Origin of the sequence: Leptospira kirschneri serovar Cynopteri str. 3522 CT (assembly GCF_000243695.2) — a bacterium.
GTDB classification, from domain to species: Bacteria; Spirochaetota; Leptospiria; order Leptospirales; family Leptospiraceae; genus Leptospira; species Leptospira kirschneri.
In genome coordinates this window covers 823,556-841,870 of record NZ_AHMN02000004.1, presented here as the reverse complement: position 1 = coordinate 841,870, position 18,315 = coordinate 823,556, and the positions used below count along the sequence as shown (strand labels likewise).

The window sequence follows — 18,315 nt, the reverse complement described above, 5'->3', positions numbered from 1 at the left end:
AATACTTGTGGGGTTGGTTATGATAGAGAGCGTTCTGCTAAAGTTTTTCTGCATCGATCCCTTTCACGTTATACCGAATTCACGACTAAATATTATTTCACGGATCAACTGAGGGAAAGTCAGAGTTTACTATAAGATCTAAATTTGTAAGAGTTCCCACATTTTATTTTTATAGAAAAATTGAATAGATTTGAATTCGTAGAAAAAGTCTTGGAAGCATTTACTTCGCTTATAAGGTCGTTCGAAATGCTTTACCAAAGCTTCGCTTCGAGTCCTAATTTTTTATTTAAATGATTGGATTTTGCTCGAGAGGGGACTCGAACCCCTACACCTAAACGGCACAAGCACCTCAAGCTTGCGTGTCTACCAATTCCACCACCCGAGCGGGTTTGCAATGACAGAATGGGAGAGAAAGCCTAGGAGTCAAGGAACTTACATTCAGACTAGTTCGTATTTCTTGCGAGTCTTTTTATCATCCGGATCAATCTGGATTTTTTCCGGATGAAATACAATATTCCAATAACGTTTGGAATAAGCAAAAATTCCAATACAAAGAATTAAGACTAAGATATAACCGGAAATTTCAGGATGTTTTAGAATACTTTCACTTCGAATTCTAAATTCTATGAGTGGGATGCACATGTACCAAAGGACGGTGATTGCTACGAGTCCGACTCCGAACTTTCCCCACCAATTCGGTTTTCCTTGTATTCCTCGTTTGAGATAAAGAAAACTTCCCAACCAAACTCCTAAAATTTCTCTTATGATATAGGCGATCAGTATCCAAATTGGAAATCGGAAATAGTGGACGATGACAGAAAGTCCACCGATTGTAACGATTTTATCACATATAGGATCTAAATATCTGCCTAATACGGATTCTTGATGAAGTAGTCTTGCTAGAAAACCATCCAAATAATCAGTTAAAACAGCTAAGATACAAGTTAAAATTGCATATAATAAAAACTCGGTTTTATTTGGAGAGGATATATACGTTTTAGTGAAGGTAATAAAAAAGGGTAAAAGAAAAACTCTACTAACGGAAAGAAAATTGGAAACTGTAAAGATACGATCTTCTAAGAGTTCTTGAGGTTTTTTTTCCTGAACGATCATCTGGATTGGGTTCCAATATTTTTAAATGTGAAATTTTGTATTCCAGTAAATGAAAGAATGGATTTTCAGAATAGAATTTTTCGAATCCGTTAAATCAAAATCGATTGACCGGAGAAGCTCTTTTGAAAAAGTAACTAAGCATAAGGAGCTGTAGCTCAGCTGGTTAGAGTGCCTGCCTGTCACGCAGGATGTCGCGGGTTCGAGTCCCGTCAGCTCCGAAAATTTTCTTTTTTTAAAATCAATCTACAACTAACATAAATTAACGTAAGAAAACCGGAGCAAATCCGGCTTGCCATAGACCGGGCTCTTTAGCTCCGAATAAATTGCATACAGGAAACATAATACAACAATCGTTTTTAGATTCAATTTAGAACGTGATCCATTGAGTTTAAAAAGCGAGACTGCTTTAGTTTGAGAGAGCGTTTTGCTGTAGTTTCCCCCGAATTGATCCCTACGGAATTCACGTTAAATTAGGGCTCGAAGTTTTCGACCCAAATCATTTGGACTTTTTTAAGAGGTATAAAAATGCGACGCAAATTCCAGACGATAAGTCGTGAAGAAGACGGCACGTTAGATTAGTTTCATTAAACTCATATTACTTTAAGATTTAAAACAAATAGATCGGCTTTATAAAATTTACTTAAATTCGATTACGGCTTTAGAAGAATGTAAGGTTTATTCATAAAAGTAAATATTCTAAAAAATAAAAGTTGTAAGAAATACGAAAGAGTCATTCAAAATAAATTTTGCATTTTGGTAGAAGTTCTTGAATTTTTTCTTTCTCTTTTTCAGAAAAAGAGTTAGTGCCTTGCAAATGTAATTCTTTTAGATTTTGAAGCTCTCCAATTTCTTTTGGAAGAAATGTAAGTTGATTTCCGGTCAGTTCTAAAGTTTCCAGATTCTTCAAGGAAATTAGTTCTTTGGGAAAAACTTGGAAACGATTGTAATTTAAATTTAAAGATTTTAAGGATTGAAGTTTTGAAAAACTGGAAGGTAGAACTTTCAATTCGTTACCTAATAAATAAAGAATATTCAAATTTTGAAGTTGTCCTAAACTTTCAGGTAGCTCTTTAAGTTGATTTTCGTTCAAATCTAACCATTCTAAATTTTGCAATTGTAAAATTTCTTCCGAAAATTTACTAAATTTATTTTGAGATAAATAAAGGATTTTTAAATTTTATGAGATTAGTAAAAAAACTGTAAATCATTCATTCGCGGTTTTTGTAGGAATTATTACATTTTATTGAAGGTTCAAAAATGATTTATTTTAAGGTCTGGGGACAAACTCCTAGTAAAATATAATCATCTAAATATATTCCTCACCGTCTTTTTTGACAAAGATGGTTCCTTCTTCTTCCAACTCGCGCACTAAATTGACTATAATGTTTCTTGCGTCTCCTATTTCGCGTAACGTTAGTTTTCCTCTAATTTCCATCATATCCAGAATTTCCGTAGCACGATTACGAGACATCGCGCTCAAGAAATGGTTTCTGAGTTCGTCTCCGGCTCCTCGCAAAGCCATACTTAAACAATTGTCGTCACCTATACGATTGATTAAAATTCTCATTTCTTTTTGGTCCAAACCTAGGACGTCTTCAAAGGTGTATAACTTTTCTTTGACTTGTTTTGCTAGTTCTGGAGAATTTGCTTCCAACTCTTTGAGGATATTTTCCTCCTGCGATTTATCCATGTGGTTGAGTATGTTTGCGAGCGCTTCCGCACCTCCGGCTTCGCTGTATTCGGAACGATCTCTTTGTTCGTATTTTTTCTTAAGTACTCTTGCGATTTCTTTAATTGCGTCTGGATGTGTTTTTGTAGTGTTCGCCAAACGATAGGCGACACCGGCTTGTAATTCCCCTGGAAAAAATTTTAGGATGTCAGCCGCTTTTTTAGGAGTCATAAAAGCAAGTGTGACGGCGATTGTTTGTGGAGATTCGTGTTGTAAAAGACTTGCGAGAACTCCCGGTTCTGCTTCGCTTAAAAATGAAAAATCATCCTCTATGTCCTTGCGAGAAAGCTTTCCCAATATATTTTCGGCTTTTTCTTTTCCCAAAGACTGTCTAAGAATTTCTCTGGCTGCGTCTATTCCACCTTTGATTTCTCCTTCGTCTGGAAGGACTGAGTTTTTAAATTCTAAAAGAACTTCTTCTTTTTCTTTTTTAGAAATCGATTTGATCTGAGCCATTTCCAGAACGATTTCTTCGATCATAGAATCGTCTAACTTAGATAATACTTTGGCGGCGTCTTCTTTATTTAAAGAGAGAAGTAGTAGTGCCGATTTTCTAATTTTTTCTTTTCTGGAAGTGGGTTCTGATTTTTTTTCCACAAAAATAAAATCCTTAGCCTGTAAGTAGGCGAATTGGATGTTCCGTAAATTCCCGAAAGGAAGAAAGAAATCTGGCCCCAGTCGCGCCGTCCACAATTCTATGATCGCAAGAAAGAGTAACGTTTAATGTTTTTCCTGCTACTATGTTTCCTTCTTTGATGACTGGTTTTTGTACTAGGGCACCTACGGCAAGAATTGCTGCTTCTGGTTCATTGATAACTGCCGTAAAAGAAGAAATTCCAAACATTCCTAAATTAGAGACTGTAAACGTTCCGTCGGTGTATTCTCCGGGTTTGAGTTTTCTTTCTCTTGCGCGGGAAGCAAGTTCTTTTATTTCAAGACTGATTTCACTCACCGATTTTTGATCCGCATTTCGAACATAGGGCGTAATGAGACCTCCTTCTATGGAAACTGCAATTCCTATGTCGATTCTACCATGTTCTAAGATATGATCTTCCCTCCAGGAAGAATTTACTTCAGGAACCTCCTTTAAGGAAAGCGAACAGGCTTTGATAATGAGATCGTTTAGACTGATCTTTGAAGAACCTTCTAACTTTAGATCTTGATTGTACGAATTTCTAAGAGAGTCTAACGGATTTGCGTCCAGTTCTAAAGTAAGGTAAAAATGAGGAATCGTGGAAGTAGAGTGTGAAAGACGAGACGCAATCGTTTTTCGCATTCCAGTCAATTCCAACTTACGATCTTGTCGCTTAACAAAAGAGCTTTTTTTACCACCTCCGGATTCTTGATAAGAAAGAACGTCTCTTTTGATAATTCTTCCTCCCGGACCGGAGCCGGTTACTTCGCCTAGATCCACTCCTTTTTGAAGCGCCAGGTTTTTTGCTAAAGGAGATATCTTAATCGGACCGGACCTGTTGGTTTGTGTTTCTTGAGATCCATGTTTATAAGAAATAGTTTGTTCTTTTGAAAAAGCAGGACTCTGTGTAGATACTTCACTTTGTTCTTCAATTGTAAATTTAGAAGAAGAGGAGGAAGATTTTGTCGTATCACTTTGTGAAGTTGTGGAAGACTGCGAGGTTGCGCTTTGTGCGGAAGTTGGGGCCTGGCCTTGTGCAGTCGAACTTTCTTTTTTCGCTGGAATGGATTTTTTTGCAGTTTCAACTAACGTAGAAATGTCTTCTCCTTGTTTTCCTATGATTGCAACCGGTGCTCCTACTGGAAGGAGTGTCCCTTCCGGAGCTAAAATTTCCAAAAGTGTTCCGGTTTCAAAGGCCTCCATTTCCATCACTGCCTTATCTGTTTCCACTTCCGCTATGATTTCGCCCGGAGAAACCGGATCTCCTTTTTGTTTGATCCAACGGACTATTTTGCCTTCTGCCATCGTAGGACTGAGTTGAGTCATTTCTGCAATTTTAGCCATTTTGAATATTCCTTGTTTGTGTTATTCGAGCATTTCTCGAACCTTAGAAATAATTTTTTCTTCGCTGGGTAAAGAAGCTTTTTCCAAGTTCGCCGCATAAGGCATAGGAACGTCTTCTTGAGTGATTCTTTCTACAGGAGCGTCTAGATCGTCAAAAGAATTTTTCTGGATTAAATAAGCGATTTGAGAACCGAATCCGGCTACTTCCCAACCTTCTTCTACTATCAATGCACGGTTCGTTTTACGAATGGAAGAATAGATCGTCTCTTCGTCCAAAGGTCGGATGGAACGAAGATCCAAAACCTCTACGGAAATTCCTTCTTGAGAAAGTTTTTCGGCCGCCGGTAAAACATACATCAAGGCTCTAGACCAACTAACAATCGTTATATCAGATCCTTTTCTTTTGATGTCTGCTTTACCAAAAGGAATCCAAAATTCCTGATCGGGAACTTCCCCTTTGGCTCCGTATAACACTTCACTTTCGATAAAGATGGTAGGATTATTGTCTCGAATGGCGGTTTTTAAAAGTCCACAGGCGTCTGCGGGAGTATAAGGAGCGATTACTTTTAGACCTGGAATGTGTGCATACCAACTTTCAAAAGACTGAGAATGTTGAGCAGCGAGCCTTCCGCCCGCACCCCCCGCGCCCCTAAACACAATCGGAATCGGAAACTGTCCCGCGCTCATATAATTCATCTTGGCAGCGGAGTTGATGATCTGATCGATAGCGACTAAAGAAAAATTCCAAGTCATAAATTCTATGATAGGGCGTAAGCCCACCATAGCGGCACCGATTCCAACTCCCGCAAAACCGTTTTCAGAAATGGGAGTGTCTATGACTCTTTTTTCTCCGTATTTAGAAAGCATTCCTTGGGAGACTTTATACGCTCCATCGTAGTGCCCCACTTCTTCTCCCATGAGAAATATATTGGGATCTTTGTCCATTTCTTCGCACATGGCCCGATTCAGAGCTTCTCTATAAGTAAGAATTGCCATTAGACATCCTCCGCATAGACGTGTTTATACAAGCAACCTAAAGGTGGTTCTTCGCTTTTATCTGCAAATACGATCGATTCTTCTACTTGAGTTTGAATGTCTATATCTAGTTTTTCTAATTCTTCTTCTTTCCACTCGGAATGAAGAAGGTCTTCCTTTGCCTTTAAAAGTGGATCACTTTTTTTATAACGATCTAATTCTTCCTTGGTTCTATACTTTGCTGGATCGGACATAGAATGTCCACGGAAACGATACGTGGAAATTTCCATCAGAGTAGGACCTTCTCCTCTTCGAGCGCGTTCTACTGCGACGCTTACATGATCTCTCACTTTCCGAACTTCGTCTCCTTCGATATGATCTCTTGCAATGTCGTATGCAGTTGCACGAACCGAAACGTCTTTTACGGATAACGCGCGATATTCGGGAGTTCCCATTGCGTAGTGATTGTTCTCACAGATCATAACAAGAGGAAGTTTCCAGATTGCAGCCAAATTCATTCCTTCATGAAAAGAGCCTATGTTTGCAGCTCCTTCTCCGAAAAAACAAATTGTGACGGAGTTTTCGTTTTTGTATTTAGAAGCATAAGCGATTCCTGCTGCGAGAGAGATATGACCTCCTACAATTCCGTGTCCTCCCATAAATCGTTTGTTCTTATCAAAGAAGTGCATTGAACCTCCGTAACCTTGAGAGATTCCGGTTCTTTTACCGAAAAGTTCCGCCATAAGTGCCTTTGGATCCAAACCTCTTGCCAGAGCGTGACCGTGATCTCTGTAAGTCGAAACGATATAGTCTTGTTCTTTTAGGGCTGCGATCGAACCAACTCCTACCGCTTCTTGGCCGATATAAAGATGGCAGAATCCACCTATTTTTCCGGTGCTATAAGATTTTGCGGCTCCTTCTTCAAAACGACGAATGAGTAGCATTTGTCTGTAGAGTTCGAAAAGGTCTTGGGTTTCTTGTTTGGTTTTAGTATGATTCATCATAAAATTAAATTTTGAAAACAATCGCAAAGTATCTTTCGAGAAGCGACTTATGCAAACCGATTTCGTTTCTAACTGAAAAAAATTCCAAAGTTTTGGATCCAGTAAAAATATTCTTTTCCTAAAAATGAGATTGGTTTTTTATTTTCATGGATGCGTACAATTCTACTCACAGAAGACGAACCTGGAATTCGAGATACGATTCAAATCGTTTTAGAATCGGAAGGTTTTAAGATGATCTACGCGATGACTGGTAAAGAATGTATTTCTTTTTTGAAGGAATCTCCAGATTTATTGGTATTGGATGTGGGACTTCCGGATGCAAGTGGTTTTGAAATTTTGAAAGAGCTTAGAAAAAAAAATTCTATTCCAGTCATTTTACTTACCGCCAGAGAATCGGAACTAGACCGGGTTCTTGGTTTAGAATTAGGCGCAGACGATTATATGGTAAAACCGTTTAGTCCTAGAGAATTAGTCGCAAGGATCAAAGCGGTTTTAAGAAGATACGATGGAAACTCCGAAGAGAAAAAAACAGAGTTTCTCATGGATGAAGATCGTAAAGTTATCTATTATTACGGTAAGTCTTTATCTCTTACTCCGTATGAGTATAGAACGTTATTGTTATTTTTAAAACGACCTGGAAAAATTTTTACAAGGGAAGAAATTATGGATCGAGTTTGGACGGAACCGGAAGAAAGTTTCGACCGTGCCGTAGACACGGTGATTAAAAACATTCGTTTTCGATTAAAGGAAATTCGACCTGACTTAGATCCGATTGAAACGAAACGGGGTCAAGGATACGGATTGAAGGAAACGTTATGAGTCTTTGGGTTAGAATTGTAATCGGTTTTTTTTTGCCTTCTTACTCGGTTATTATTATTTTGTAGATAAAATCGAAGATTCGATTCGACCGCGTTATATGGAAGCAGTGGAAGAATCTTTGAACGATATTGCTCATCTTTTGGCTTCTTTATTAGAAAGGGAACTTTCCCAAAAAAATGAATCTTTAGAAAAAGTAAGCGAACGGATTCTTTCTACTATGATGCAAACTGCAACGAAGAGGGATTTGAATTCTAAAATTTTTGAAATTACTAAAAAGAAAATGGATTTGCAACTGTATGTCACAGATGAACGTGGAATTGTGATCTATGATTCGGAAAAACTAAAAAAAGGACAGGACTATTCTAAAAAGAACGACGTATATCTCACCTTACAAGGAAAATACGGAGCCAGATCGAGTTTGTTATTTGGTTCCGAAAAAGGATTATTTATAGCCGCACCAATTCGAAATTCTGGAAAAATAATCGGTGTACTTACTGTGATCAAACCCAAAAAAAGTTTGATCCCTTTTATAGAATCCACTCGAAAAAAATTTTGGAATTTAAGTTTGTATGTAGCACTTTCTATAATCATTTTGTTTATTAGCATTTTATATTTTTTGTTTTCACCAATTCGAAAACTATCCGAATATGTTTCGGCTCTAAGATTGCAAAAACGGGTCCCTTTTCCAAAAATTAGTGTGCCCGAAATTAGAGGATTGGGAGAAGAAATGGACCGATTGTTTCGGGAACTTGCGGGAAAAGAATACGTGGAAAATTATGTACAATCTATGACACATGAAATTAAAAGTCCACTTTCTTCTTTGCTCGCTTCTTCCGAGTTGATTATCGAAAATCCGAATCGTTTAGAATCTTTAATTTCTAATATTCAATTAGAAGGAAAAAGGATCCAAATCATTTTAGAAAAACTTTTAGAACTCAGTTCTTTGGAAAATCAATCTCAGTTAGAAAAAACTCCGAATCTCAATTTACAAGACGTGGTTCGAGAAACGATTGTTTCTTTTATTTCGGAAGCAGTTCGGAAAAAAATAAAACTGAAAGAGTTAACCGAAACTGTATATGTGGAAGGGAATTTTTTCTTTTTAGGAATGGCTCTTAGAAATTTAATTCAGAACGCATTGGATTTTTCAAACTCAGATTCTGAAATTACGGTTCGTTGTGGTAGAGAAAACGGATTTCCTTTTTTAGAAGTAGAAGATTCCGGTCCAGGAATTCCGTCCTATGCTTTAGAAAGAATTTTTGAGAAGTTCTATTCTTTGCCTCGTCCTGATACTGGTCGTAAAAGTTCTGGATTGGGTTTGGCATTTGTAAGAGAGATTGCAAAATTACACGATGCAGACTTGGAAGTAAAAAACGGAACTTCAATAGGTGTAGTCGCTCGGATTTGTTTCAAAACAATTTTACAATAATAAAACAGGTTTTAACTAACGTGAGGGCGAAGAAAACCGGGGGCGAATCCGACTTGCCACAGACAAGCCGAACTGGGCTCTTTAGTTCTGGTCAATAAATTGTATAAAGAAAACGTAATACGATTTTTTGTCTTAAATTTCAATATAAAATGCGATTCTTAGAAACTCAGCGAATGCCTCTCTAAGGATCAGCATTCAGGAAAGCGTTTTGTTAAAGTTCCCTCGCATCGATCCCTTTCGCGTTATACCGAATTTACTTTAACTACGGATTTTACGGCAAATTTTTTGTCTAAACATTGGATTTCTCTTAAAATCCAGACCATTTTATCATAAAGATCAGTAAGTATAAGTTCTAAAATCCTCACACAATCCTCACAATTCGCACATAAGTTTCTCACTTTTATGTTACATACTCTTAGAACAAGGAGTATGTAGTATATGTTGAATATTCAATCTTTTGTAAGTGCTAAAGTGTTGTTCTTTTTCATACTTTTGATCGGACTTTTAATCCCGACTTATATGGCCTGGGAAGGTCGAGAAAGAGTCTTAGTAGAAAAAGTGCGTTTGAGTAAGAGTAATATTTTGAACAAGGAAGAAAAGATGAAATGGTGGGAACAATTATACCGAACGCACGAAGACGGATGCGCGGATTAATTATTGGAGAAAATAATATGTTTAAAATTCAATCGTCCGTAAGTCTTAGGATTTTAATTTTAGGAATAATGCTTGGTTTGTTATTAATTCCGATCAACTTGGTCGGTTCGTTAGTTTTTGAAAGACAGGAAAGAGCTGGAGAAGCGGTAGGAGAAATGAGTTCCAAATGGGGTGGTAAGCAGGAGATGGCCGGCCCTTTTTTAGTAATTCCTTATCAAATAATCCGAGAAGAAGTAAAGGAAGATCCAGCAATTTGGGAAGGAGTAAATCAAGATCGAAATAGAAAGCAAATTCGTACTCAAGTAGAAGTAGTTGAAGAAATGTATTTTCTTCCGGAAAAACTCAACTTAGAAACGGATTTAAAAGCAGAAAAGAGAAAGAGAGGAATTTATGAAGCGGTTTTATATCATGGAAATGTAAAGTTCCAAGGAAATTTTAAACAACCGTCTGTTTCTGATTTTCCAATGAATACAAAAAAAATTTTCTGGGCGGAATCAAAAATGATCGTTGTTGTCAATGACGCAAAAGGAATTGGAAATGACGTTAAATTGTTTTTAGCTGAAAAAGAAAAAACGTTTCAACCGGGTTCTTCTTCCGAACATTTTACATCTGGATTACATTCTAAAATGAATCTTTTGGATTTTAAGTTTCCACTTACGTTTCAAATTCAAATTCCAACTCAAGGTTCTGATTCTATGGGTTTAATTCCTCTGGGTAAAGAAACTAAGATTCAAATTTCTTCGAATTGGAAAGATCCGTCCTTTGAGGGAAGTTTTTTACCAAAAGAAAGAAGTATTTCTGAAAATGGATTTCAAGCAACTTGGGAATCTTCTTATTTTTCTAGAAATTATCCACAAGTAATTTCTTCCGAGGAACATTCAACTTTGGGTACTATTTTATCTTCTGGGCTTGGAGTTCGGTTGATCGTTCCTGTGGACCATTATCTAAAATTAGAAAGATCTATTAAATACGCGATTTTATTGATTGCGGCTAGTTTTGCTCTTTTCTTTTTATTAGAAATTTTTGGAGGAAAGATTCTTCATCCATTTCAATATCTGATGATTGGGTTTGTGATGGTTGTATTTTACATTTTAAACTTATCTTTGTCGGAACATTTAGGTTTTATAATATCTTACGCGATTGCATCTCTTGCGGTTTCCGGTCTCATATTTTATTATGCGACTTCCATTTTACAAAGTAAAAAGAGGGGATTTATTGCTGGAGGATTTTATTTCGGTTTATATTCTTTCTTGTATATAATTTTATCTTCCGAAGACTACGCCTTGCTCATAGGTTCCGTTGTGGTATTTGTGTTTTTAGCGCTTTTAATGCATTTTACCCGAAAGATCAATTGGTATTCTTTTGGATCTCAGGGGGAGATCAAATCTTCTTAAAAATGAAATTAGAAAAGTAAGATTAATTTTATGTTTTTTGTTTGTAGCCCTAACTCGAAAGAGTAGGGCTTTTTTCTATTGGATTTGAATCTCTGAAGTTTTCAAGGTTCTAAAAAAGAGATAAAAACTGGATCAAGAAACTATTTTTTATGATTGTCTAATCCGACTTTTGCAATCAATTAGAAATAAATTTACAGAGCATGCGCCTCATAGACTTCCAAATATATGTACGACCTGCGGGGCTGGCTCAAATTGAACAAAAATCTTGCAATGAAGCTCTCTTTCCTGTATTCGAAGCAATTCGTCTCTGGCTTCGAGAAAGGAATGTGTCTGCACCTTTTAGGAAGATAGCCGTGTCTATTGCTGACCATTCCATAGCGCAAGAATGGCATGGTGACGTCTCGGTAGCGCTCAACGTCTGCGAGGTCACTGAAGCTTGCGACATTAGTCTAGTTCGTTTAAAAGTTCACGACTACCTTTGGGTTTCAAACTTGGTATTGGAAGCTCTTGAGCATATACGATTGGAGACTGGATGGGATAACGTCGAGTTGCGGGACGTACTGGGACATATCGGTACGCAGAGTCCGCCATGTGCGCACCTGTTCGACAAGCTCAGAAAAATTGACAGAAAAACAGGCATTGTTTGTGATGTGTGGTTAGTCGCCGTTTATAAATCAACGAGCGTTATGACTCGATTTTCTTATGAAGGCAAGCAAATTGGTGAAATCATTGTAGCTCACAAACCAGGACCACTCTATATTGAGGACGATCTACCAGTCGCCGCTACGGCCATTGTGAAGCGCAGTTTTGTACTGCTCGACCGAAACAGACAACCACTCGCCAGTGTACTCATTCCTCTTGTGGATTCATAAAGGAGGCGATGACTTCCGAAAAAGACGAAAGTAGAATGTTTATTTTGAAGGAATTTTATTCCGTAGTAAAAGACGCCGTCGATAACAACCAAGGCCTAACTTTCCTAGGAGAATAGTCTATAATCATGAATCCATCCGAAGGATTCGAGGCAATCCGAGTCGAGAATTTTTGCTGAGTGTTTGTTCCAAAAGCTGAAAGAAAATTTGCAGAAGTTCCCACAGATTTTGTCTCTTTGGCGATTCTTTAGGCTTTTGATATGCTTTTTCTGATCGTTTAAAAGCATAAGAGTTCCTACATTTTCAAGTTTCTGGACAAGCCCTGCTGGGTGAAAAACTATTTGGATGAAGGCTATGATCGAGGAGGAGCAATATAAAATGCACTTTCAGGCCGGAAAGGCGATCGTTCCTGCATTGTCTCATTCTATTAAGGATTAAATTTGCGGGATCGATTCAGAGAAATTCATTTGCGATTGATGCTAGTTGTTGCTCGAGATCCCAATTCTCCGGCCTTTGGCCAGGTTCATCCCAGGCGTATCCCCGCTGTTCCCATTTCTTTCGCCAGTTCTTTATTCCTGCAAGTGAGCTGTCTTGATATCCAAACTCGCATCCACAGCAAGGACAAAATGTGAAATCCGGAGATTTCCCATCCGCACCCCAAGGAAAATACCCAGGGTCAAACCCACAAATTCGACAACGGGAATATGCTTTCATTCTATTCTTTGTATCAAAAAGAGATTTGCTGCTTTGAGGTCGAATTAAACTGCAATTGAACTTTCTCTGCAACAATATTTGTCACTCGAAAGAAAACATATCTTGAACTTCTTAACTACTACTTTTGTCACCACAGTCTGCGTAAAATTCTTGCTTATTATGTCCTTTAAAATGTGGGAACTCCCATCGTTTCAAAGTTTAGCTGTAAAGTCTAAATTTGAAGTAATATTTCACAAATAGATTCCTTAAAAGCTTGCTCTTTTTAGAAAAAGTCGATTCGAAAATAAAAAATACTTACGGAAATTTTGAAATCGATCGAATTTAAGATTAGCTCAAAAAAGAATCAATTTTTTCAAAAAAAAAGTATAAAATTTGAATTCCTAAAAAACTGCCGTTTTCTATTTAAATTATCGAAAAACGACGATTTTTAAAGAAAATCCCCACTTATCCTAAACTTAATCCAGAAGACCGAATCACCGAAGATAGTGAAGGAAGGAAATGGATTCGAATGCAAATTCGATTCTTTGAATCCTTTCGATATAAATAAAAATATTTGGCCAAAACCAAACTCACAAGGGGCTCGGGCACGGATGCCGGAGTCATGATCAGTTTCAAGGAGGAAACCCATGATCATTAATCACAACTTAGCCGCGATCAATTCCCATCGCGTTCTGAAGTTTCAGAATAACGAAGTAGCGAAGAATATGGAAACTCTTTCTTCCGGTATGCGTATCAACCGCGCTGGAGACGATGCTTCCGGTCTTGCCGTTTCTGAAAAAATGAGAACGCAAGTGAAAGGTCTCAGACAAGCTGAGAGAAACACTGAAGACGGCATGTCTTTGATCCAGACTACGGAAGGATATTTACAGGAAACTAATGATATCATCCAAAGAATCAGGGTTCTTGCTATTCAGTCTTCTAACGGAATCTACAGCGCAGAAGATCGCCAGATGATTCAGGTAGAGGTTTCTCAGCTTGTAGACGAGATTGATCGTATCGCTTCTCAGGCAGAATTCAACAAGATGGCTCTCCTTCAGGGGGACTTTGCAAGAGGTTCTAGAACTTCTTCTATGTGGTTCCATATCGGACCGAACCAACACCAAAGAGAAAGAGTGTATATCGCAACTATGACGGCGAAATCTCTCAATTTGATCAAGGCGGATGGTTCTCTCCTGACGTTGTCTACTGCTGAATTTGCTAATGACTCTATCGGGGTACTGGACGACGCTCTGATGAAAATCAACAAACAAAGAGCGAATCTTGGAGCATACTTTAACAGATTGGAACACGCTTCCAAAGGTCTGATGGTTGCTTACGAAAACATCCAGGCTTCAGAGTCGAGAATCAGGGATACAGATATGGCGGAGGAAACAGTTGCGTTCACTAAAAACCAGATTCTGGTTCAGTCGGGAACAGCAATGCTTGCTCAGGCTAACGTAAGACCTCAGTCGGTTCTGCAGCTTCTTAGATAAGATTTTAACCTGAACGGTTAAGATCTTACGGTCGCCGAAATATTTCGGCGACCGTAAGGGCAGGAGAATAACTGACCGGAAGAGGAGCGCATCCCTAGGATGCGTTTCCTTCCGGAATTGATTCCTAAATTCCATCCGGTCCGTTTTCCGACCTTTTTAAGAAAGCCGCTCTACGCGGCTATTCGTGTTTGAGAATCCCTGAAGAACGATGGAAGGTTCATCTAAAGAATATTCTAAAATTCAAATATTCGCTTTCCATGGTCCTTTTGGGATCAAAGAGGTTTGTTGAATTGATAGCGATTGATAATCGAATATAACTCCGTGGTAGGACGCCTGGTCTGTCAGGTGGTCTGAATACTGTCCATCCCGGAGCACCGGACAGACCATGTCCGGCCGGCAGATAGGGAGATTTGCCGGTTCATCTCTACAAAGGAGTGTAGAATGATTATCAATCACAACCTGAGCGCGGTGAATGCTCACCGTTCTCTAAAGTTCAACGAACTTGCTGTGGACAAGACGATGAAAGCTCTGTCTTCCGGTATGCGGATCAATTCCGCTGCGGACGACGCTTCCGGACTTGCTGTTTCCGAAAAGCTAAGAACGCAAGTAAATGGTTTGCGTCAGGCGGAAAGAAATACCGAAGACGGAATGAGTTTCATTCAAACTGCCGAGGGATTTCTGGAGCAGACGTCTAACATCATTCAAAGAATCCGGGTGCTCGCCATCCAGACTTCGAATGGTATCTACAGTAACGAAGATAGGCAGCTCGTGCAGGTGGAAGTATCTGCGCTGGTGGATGAAGTCGATCGAATTGCTTCTCAGGCTGAATTTAATAAGTTCAAACTGTTTGAGGGTCAATTCGCGAGAGGTTCTAGGGTTGCATCCATGTGGTTTCATATGGGTCCAAACCAAAATCAGCGTGAAAGATTTTACATCGGTACGATGACTTCGAAAGCCCTGAAGCTTGTAAAGGCGGATGGGAGGCCGATCGCAATCTCTTCTCCGGGAGAGGCTAATGACGTGATCGGGCTGGCAGATGCTGCTCTTACGAAGATCATGAAGCAGAGAGCGGATATGGGAGCTTATTATAATAGGCTTGAATATACCGCAAAAGGTCTGATGGGTGCGTATGAAAATATGCAGGCATCTGAATCTAGAATTCGAGACGCCGATATGGCGGAGGAAGTTGTCTCGCTGACCACAAAACAAATACTTGTGCAGAGTGGTACGGCAATGTTGGCGCAGGCAAACATGAAACCGAATTCAGTTCTCAAGCTTCTGCAGCAGATCTAAGAGGAAGCCTTCCAGGAGGGAAGGTAGATAAAAAAAAGTTCCACCGGGAGATTTTTTCCCGGTGGATTTTTTTATCTGATACGTTAGGCGCATATCTCAAGTAATAAAGTTTTACTAAAAGTAATATTTGACTCTCTTTTTTCTGAGTAATACCTTTACAATTTTCTCAAATTTTTTCCCGCCTATCAGGCAAAGTTTATTTCTAAACAATCACTCTGACGAACTGATTCTTAAATCTCTTCCGATGTCACTTTTATTGCGTTTTTCGTGATTTTGTTTTTAATTTCATTGCTCTAGAGATGCTATAACTTGCGTTATATGAATTTATATCATTTTAAGTTATGCTACCTTTTAGTAATATATTAATATTTTTATAATATAATTAAAATTGAATGTATTTATATTTTTTATTTGACAGTTTGTTTGGTATTTAATATAAGAAGTCTGTTTTTGGAAAAATGATTAATATTTTTGTGACTTCCTTAAGTTATACGTTATGCGAATTAAATACCTTGGGCCTTTCTTGAAAAGATTTATTTCGGTTAAGTGTTGGCGCATTGTGTATAGTTTGGTAAATGAGTTTATTTTTGCATTAGTTTTTTTATATATAAAATAAATTTAATGTTTTTTAAAAAAATAGGGTTGTTGAAAAATTTTATAGTGGAGATTGGCAAAACTGCTTCAATTGTTCATTTCAATACAACGTAAACGGATGGAGAACCCATTTTTAAACAACTTTAATATTAATTTGTATCATTGTTTTAGGCGTATTGAGTTTAGGGAAAAAGGAATTTAATTTTATAAGATGCTTATCGTCTCTGGTTGGTTTTTTATGAAATGAAAGCGAATGACGTATCGGAGATTGTATTTAACAGGGAGTGTTAGAGTGAAAGAGAAACAAAAGGATCCAGAAGTAGGTTTTTTAAGATTAGGTTTATTGAAAATGATTCAAGTTGGAATGAGATCTTTTGCGCTCATTTTAATTTTTTCATCTTTGATGTTTTGTATTCCAGGAAAAAAGACTTCTAACAAAGAAATTATGCTTATTGCATGGTTAGTCGGGGAAATGAATTCTTTTAAGGAAAAGCAAGTTTACTCAAATGTTAAATATTTAACTGGTCCTTTAGGACAAGTAGAATATAGAGGTTTAGATCATTTTGAAAATCAAGCTTTAAATGGAGTCGGAAGATACAATTGGCAAGAAGCGGGAGATGCTACTTTTAACGTAGGAGTAACTTTGGGTGCGATGGCATGGAAATATAAAAATACTCGTGACCCGGATACCCTGGCTCTTATAAAAAGATATTTAGAATATTATAAATTAATGCAATCTCTCAATCGAGGTGGGTTTGGTAGAGATTTTGTCAATATAGAAGCATACAATCAATTCCCGCCTTGTAATCAAAATGGAACCGTAGGTGTTCCTCCAGATAACAAACCTTGTGGTACTATGAGATATACAGATTATTCGTTTGAGGATCAACAGTATAAGTTTAGATATGATTTTTCTTTAGACGCAACGATCCATTCTCTAGTGGGACTCTATTGGACTTTTGTACACGTAGAAGAGTTTAGAGAGGATGTTGTAAAAATTTGTGCTGATCTTTTGAGATATTATGAAGCTCGAAATTACCAAGTTCAAGATTTTAATAATGTGAATCTTAGATATGGGAATCATACTGCTGATGTCAACCCTGTGGCTAAGATCAACGAGGTAATCTTAAAATACATTGCTCGTAATCAGATAACTCCTTTGGGGCAGTGGCAAAATTTAATTACACTTGGTTCTATTTTTGTAGGAGTGATCGTTCAATCGGAGGATGCCAACTTTTTTAATCACTATATGCTTCTCAAAGGAGTGGGCGTTTTAGTACATATGGGTTATCCTTTGCAAACCGGATTGAAAAATTTAATCGCTGCGGTCAAGGATCAGGGGCACGAATTGGCGGAATCGATGGATATATTTTTCTTTCAGGATCCTAACAAAATACACGTAAAAGATAAAAGTGGATTTCCACTTTACAATTATCATTGTATAGAAGATCGAACTTTTTCAGATATAGTAGGGCTTTTCTATAGAAAACCTTACAATAAATGGGAGTTTGCTCCTTATAGAAGATGTGTCATTCCACAATCTTCTGCATTGGGATTGAATGCGGATTTTCTAGAAGCTTATTGGTTATGGTAGTTCAACTGAATATTAGACAGAATTTCTAGGAAGTATTAGGAACTCTTAATTTACAGAAACGCAAATGGGATTTGTTTTCAATCCCGTTTGCGTTTAGTGCTTTTCCTAAGATAAGAATTTGACATAAACGAAACGAGAATCTATTGAAAGTAATTTTAAAAATCATTCCAGCGAAATTATCTCTACGGTATCTCCTTTATCCATATTCAACACGACTTTCTCGATAAGTTTTGTTACTTGATTCTTTTTTTTATCATCGATCTTATCAAAAATAATTAGTACAGAGAAATAATCAATGTTGTATATATATTCTTTACTAGCAGTATCATAATTTATCGTTAAATCTCTTTTATAATATTCATTTCGATCATTTTTCGTGTTTCCATATTCGGGAGGGTTTTCAGATTCTATAGCTTTGCCATTGAAATTTTCTAGTACTTTTTTTTCACTGATTCGAGATTTTGAAAAATTTACATGAGGGATGATAAGAATCTTATATTTTTCATATTTCATGGAAGTTAGAATTTCTTGAATGTTTTGAGTGAGAGTAGATATTTCTGCTTTCTGAAACTGATTAAATTGATCTAAATCTCGATTGCAGTTTAAAAAAAAGATCGTTGTTAAAGCGATAAGTAATGTTTTTTTTAACACAAATGATTCCTTTGAATTGAAAAATGTTTTTCTTAG

The 18,315-nt window shown here is 37.5% G+C and carries 13 protein-coding genes, 2 tRNA genes and 2 pseudogenes; 9 read left to right on the top strand and 8 right to left on the bottom strand.

All coding sequences use genetic code 11. The annotated features are described in order from the left end of the window. Positions 1 to 302 precede the first annotated feature (302 nt). Together LEP1GSC049_RS220525 and LEP1GSC049_RS220530 are read right to left on the bottom strand one after the other, a co-directional pair. Positions 303 to 385 (bottom strand) — tRNA-Leu (locus LEP1GSC049_RS220525). A 53-nt stretch (positions 386 to 438) separates the two neighbouring features. Then, positions 439 to 1,113, bottom strand: coding sequence for a CDP-alcohol phosphatidyltransferase family protein (locus LEP1GSC049_RS220530; protein ID WP_004777588.1), 675 nt, complete (start codon positions 1,111 to 1,113; stop codon positions 439 to 441). A 144-nt stretch (positions 1,114 to 1,257) separates the two neighbouring features. Between LEP1GSC049_RS220530 and LEP1GSC049_RS220535 the strand changes: the two genes are divergently transcribed. Further along, a tRNA-Asp gene (locus LEP1GSC049_RS220535) sits at positions 1,258 to 1,331 on the top strand. A gap of 512 nt (positions 1,332 to 1,843) precedes the next feature. On the opposite strand, the pseudogene LEP1GSC049_RS220540 reads toward LEP1GSC049_RS220535, so the two are convergent. The 5 genes and pseudogenes from LEP1GSC049_RS220540 to pdhA form a co-directional block, all read right to left on the bottom strand. After that, positions 1,844 to 2,290 (bottom strand): annotated as a pseudogene (locus LEP1GSC049_RS220540) (leucine-rich repeat domain-containing protein); the annotation flags it as partial. A gap of 129 nt (positions 2,291 to 2,419) precedes the next feature. Beyond that, positions 2,420 to 3,439 (bottom strand): flagellar motor switch protein FliG, encoded by a 1,020-nt coding sequence (gene fliG / locus LEP1GSC049_RS220545; protein WP_004752345.1) that lies wholly within the window; start codon positions 3,437 to 3,439, stop codon positions 2,420 to 2,422. Between the two features lie 13 nt (positions 3,440 to 3,452). Beyond that, the gene (locus tag LEP1GSC049_RS220550; RefSeq protein WP_004752014.1) at positions 3,453 to 4,820 is read right to left on the bottom strand and encodes a dihydrolipoamide acetyltransferase family protein; all 1,368 of its coding nucleotides are present in this window, start codon (positions 4,818 to 4,820) and stop codon (positions 3,453 to 3,455) included. A gap of 21 nt (positions 4,821 to 4,841) precedes the next feature. Next, positions 4,842 to 5,816, bottom strand: coding sequence for a pyruvate dehydrogenase complex E1 component subunit beta (locus LEP1GSC049_RS220555; RefSeq protein WP_004752420.1), 975 nt, complete (start codon positions 5,814 to 5,816; stop codon positions 4,842 to 4,844). Continuing rightward, a complete protein-coding gene (gene pdhA / locus LEP1GSC049_RS220560; protein WP_016748758.1) occupies positions 5,816 to 6,799 on the bottom strand; it encodes a pyruvate dehydrogenase (acetyl-transferring) E1 component subunit alpha in 984 nt (327 codons plus the stop codon). The genes LEP1GSC049_RS220555 and pdhA overlap by 1 nt, the downstream gene beginning before the upstream one ends. Positions 6,800 to 6,949: 150 nt before the next feature. On the opposite strand from pdhA, the gene LEP1GSC049_RS220565 reads away from it, so the two are divergent. The 8 genes and pseudogenes from LEP1GSC049_RS220565 (at position 6,950) to LEP1GSC049_RS220600 (ending at position 17,628) form a co-directional block, all read left to right on the top strand. Beyond that, a complete protein-coding gene (locus LEP1GSC049_RS220565) occupies positions 6,950 to 7,618 on the top strand; it encodes a response regulator (protein WP_004752178.1) in 669 nt (222 codons plus the stop codon). A 13-nt stretch (positions 7,619 to 7,631) separates the two neighbouring features. Beyond that, a pseudogene (gene creC / locus LEP1GSC049_RS220570) lies at positions 7,632 to 9,044 on the top strand (two-component system sensor histidine kinase CreC); the annotation flags it as partial. A gap of 438 nt (positions 9,045 to 9,482) precedes the next feature. Continuing rightward, positions 9,483 to 9,698 carry a hypothetical protein gene (locus tag LEP1GSC049_RS220575; protein ID WP_004752612.1) on the top strand — a complete coding sequence of 72 codons (216 nt, stop codon included), beginning with the start codon at positions 9,483 to 9,485 and terminating at the stop codon, positions 9,696 to 9,698. Then, a complete protein-coding gene (gene creD, locus LEP1GSC049_RS220580; protein WP_016748757.1) occupies positions 9,686 to 11,092 on the top strand; it encodes a cell envelope integrity protein CreD in 1,407 nt (468 codons plus the stop codon). Before LEP1GSC049_RS220575 ends, creD begins: the two co-directional genes overlap by 13 nt. A gap of 200 nt (positions 11,093 to 11,292) precedes the next feature. Then, positions 11,293 to 11,964 carry a hypothetical protein gene (locus tag LEP1GSC049_RS220585; protein WP_004763186.1) on the top strand — a complete coding sequence of 224 codons (672 nt, stop codon included), beginning with the start codon at positions 11,293 to 11,295 and terminating at the stop codon, positions 11,962 to 11,964. Positions 11,965 to 13,301: 1,337 nt separating this feature from the next. Continuing rightward, positions 13,302 to 14,147: a flagellin N-terminal helical domain-containing protein gene (locus LEP1GSC049_RS220590; RefSeq protein WP_000586165.1), complete on the top strand. Its 846-nt coding sequence runs from the start codon at positions 13,302 to 13,304 to the stop codon at positions 14,145 to 14,147. 441 nt (positions 14,148 to 14,588) lie between these two features. Continuing rightward, positions 14,589 to 15,440 (top strand): flagellin N-terminal helical domain-containing protein, encoded by an 852-nt coding sequence (locus LEP1GSC049_RS220595; RefSeq protein WP_000586170.1) that lies wholly within the window; start codon positions 14,589 to 14,591, stop codon positions 15,438 to 15,440. Between the two features lie 886 nt (positions 15,441 to 16,326). Beyond that, on the top strand, positions 16,327 to 17,628 hold the full coding sequence (locus tag LEP1GSC049_RS220600) for a hypothetical protein (RefSeq protein WP_004763155.1): 1,302 nt from the start codon (positions 16,327 to 16,329) through the stop codon (positions 17,626 to 17,628). A gap of 162 nt (positions 17,629 to 17,790) precedes the next feature. On the opposite strand, the gene LEP1GSC049_RS220605 is transcribed toward LEP1GSC049_RS220600, so the two are convergent. Further along, on the bottom strand, positions 17,791 to 18,279 hold the full coding sequence (locus LEP1GSC049_RS220605) for a hypothetical protein (RefSeq protein ID WP_004760686.1): 489 nt from the start codon (positions 18,277 to 18,279) through the stop codon (positions 17,791 to 17,793). Positions 18,280 to 18,315: the final 36 nt, after the last annotated feature.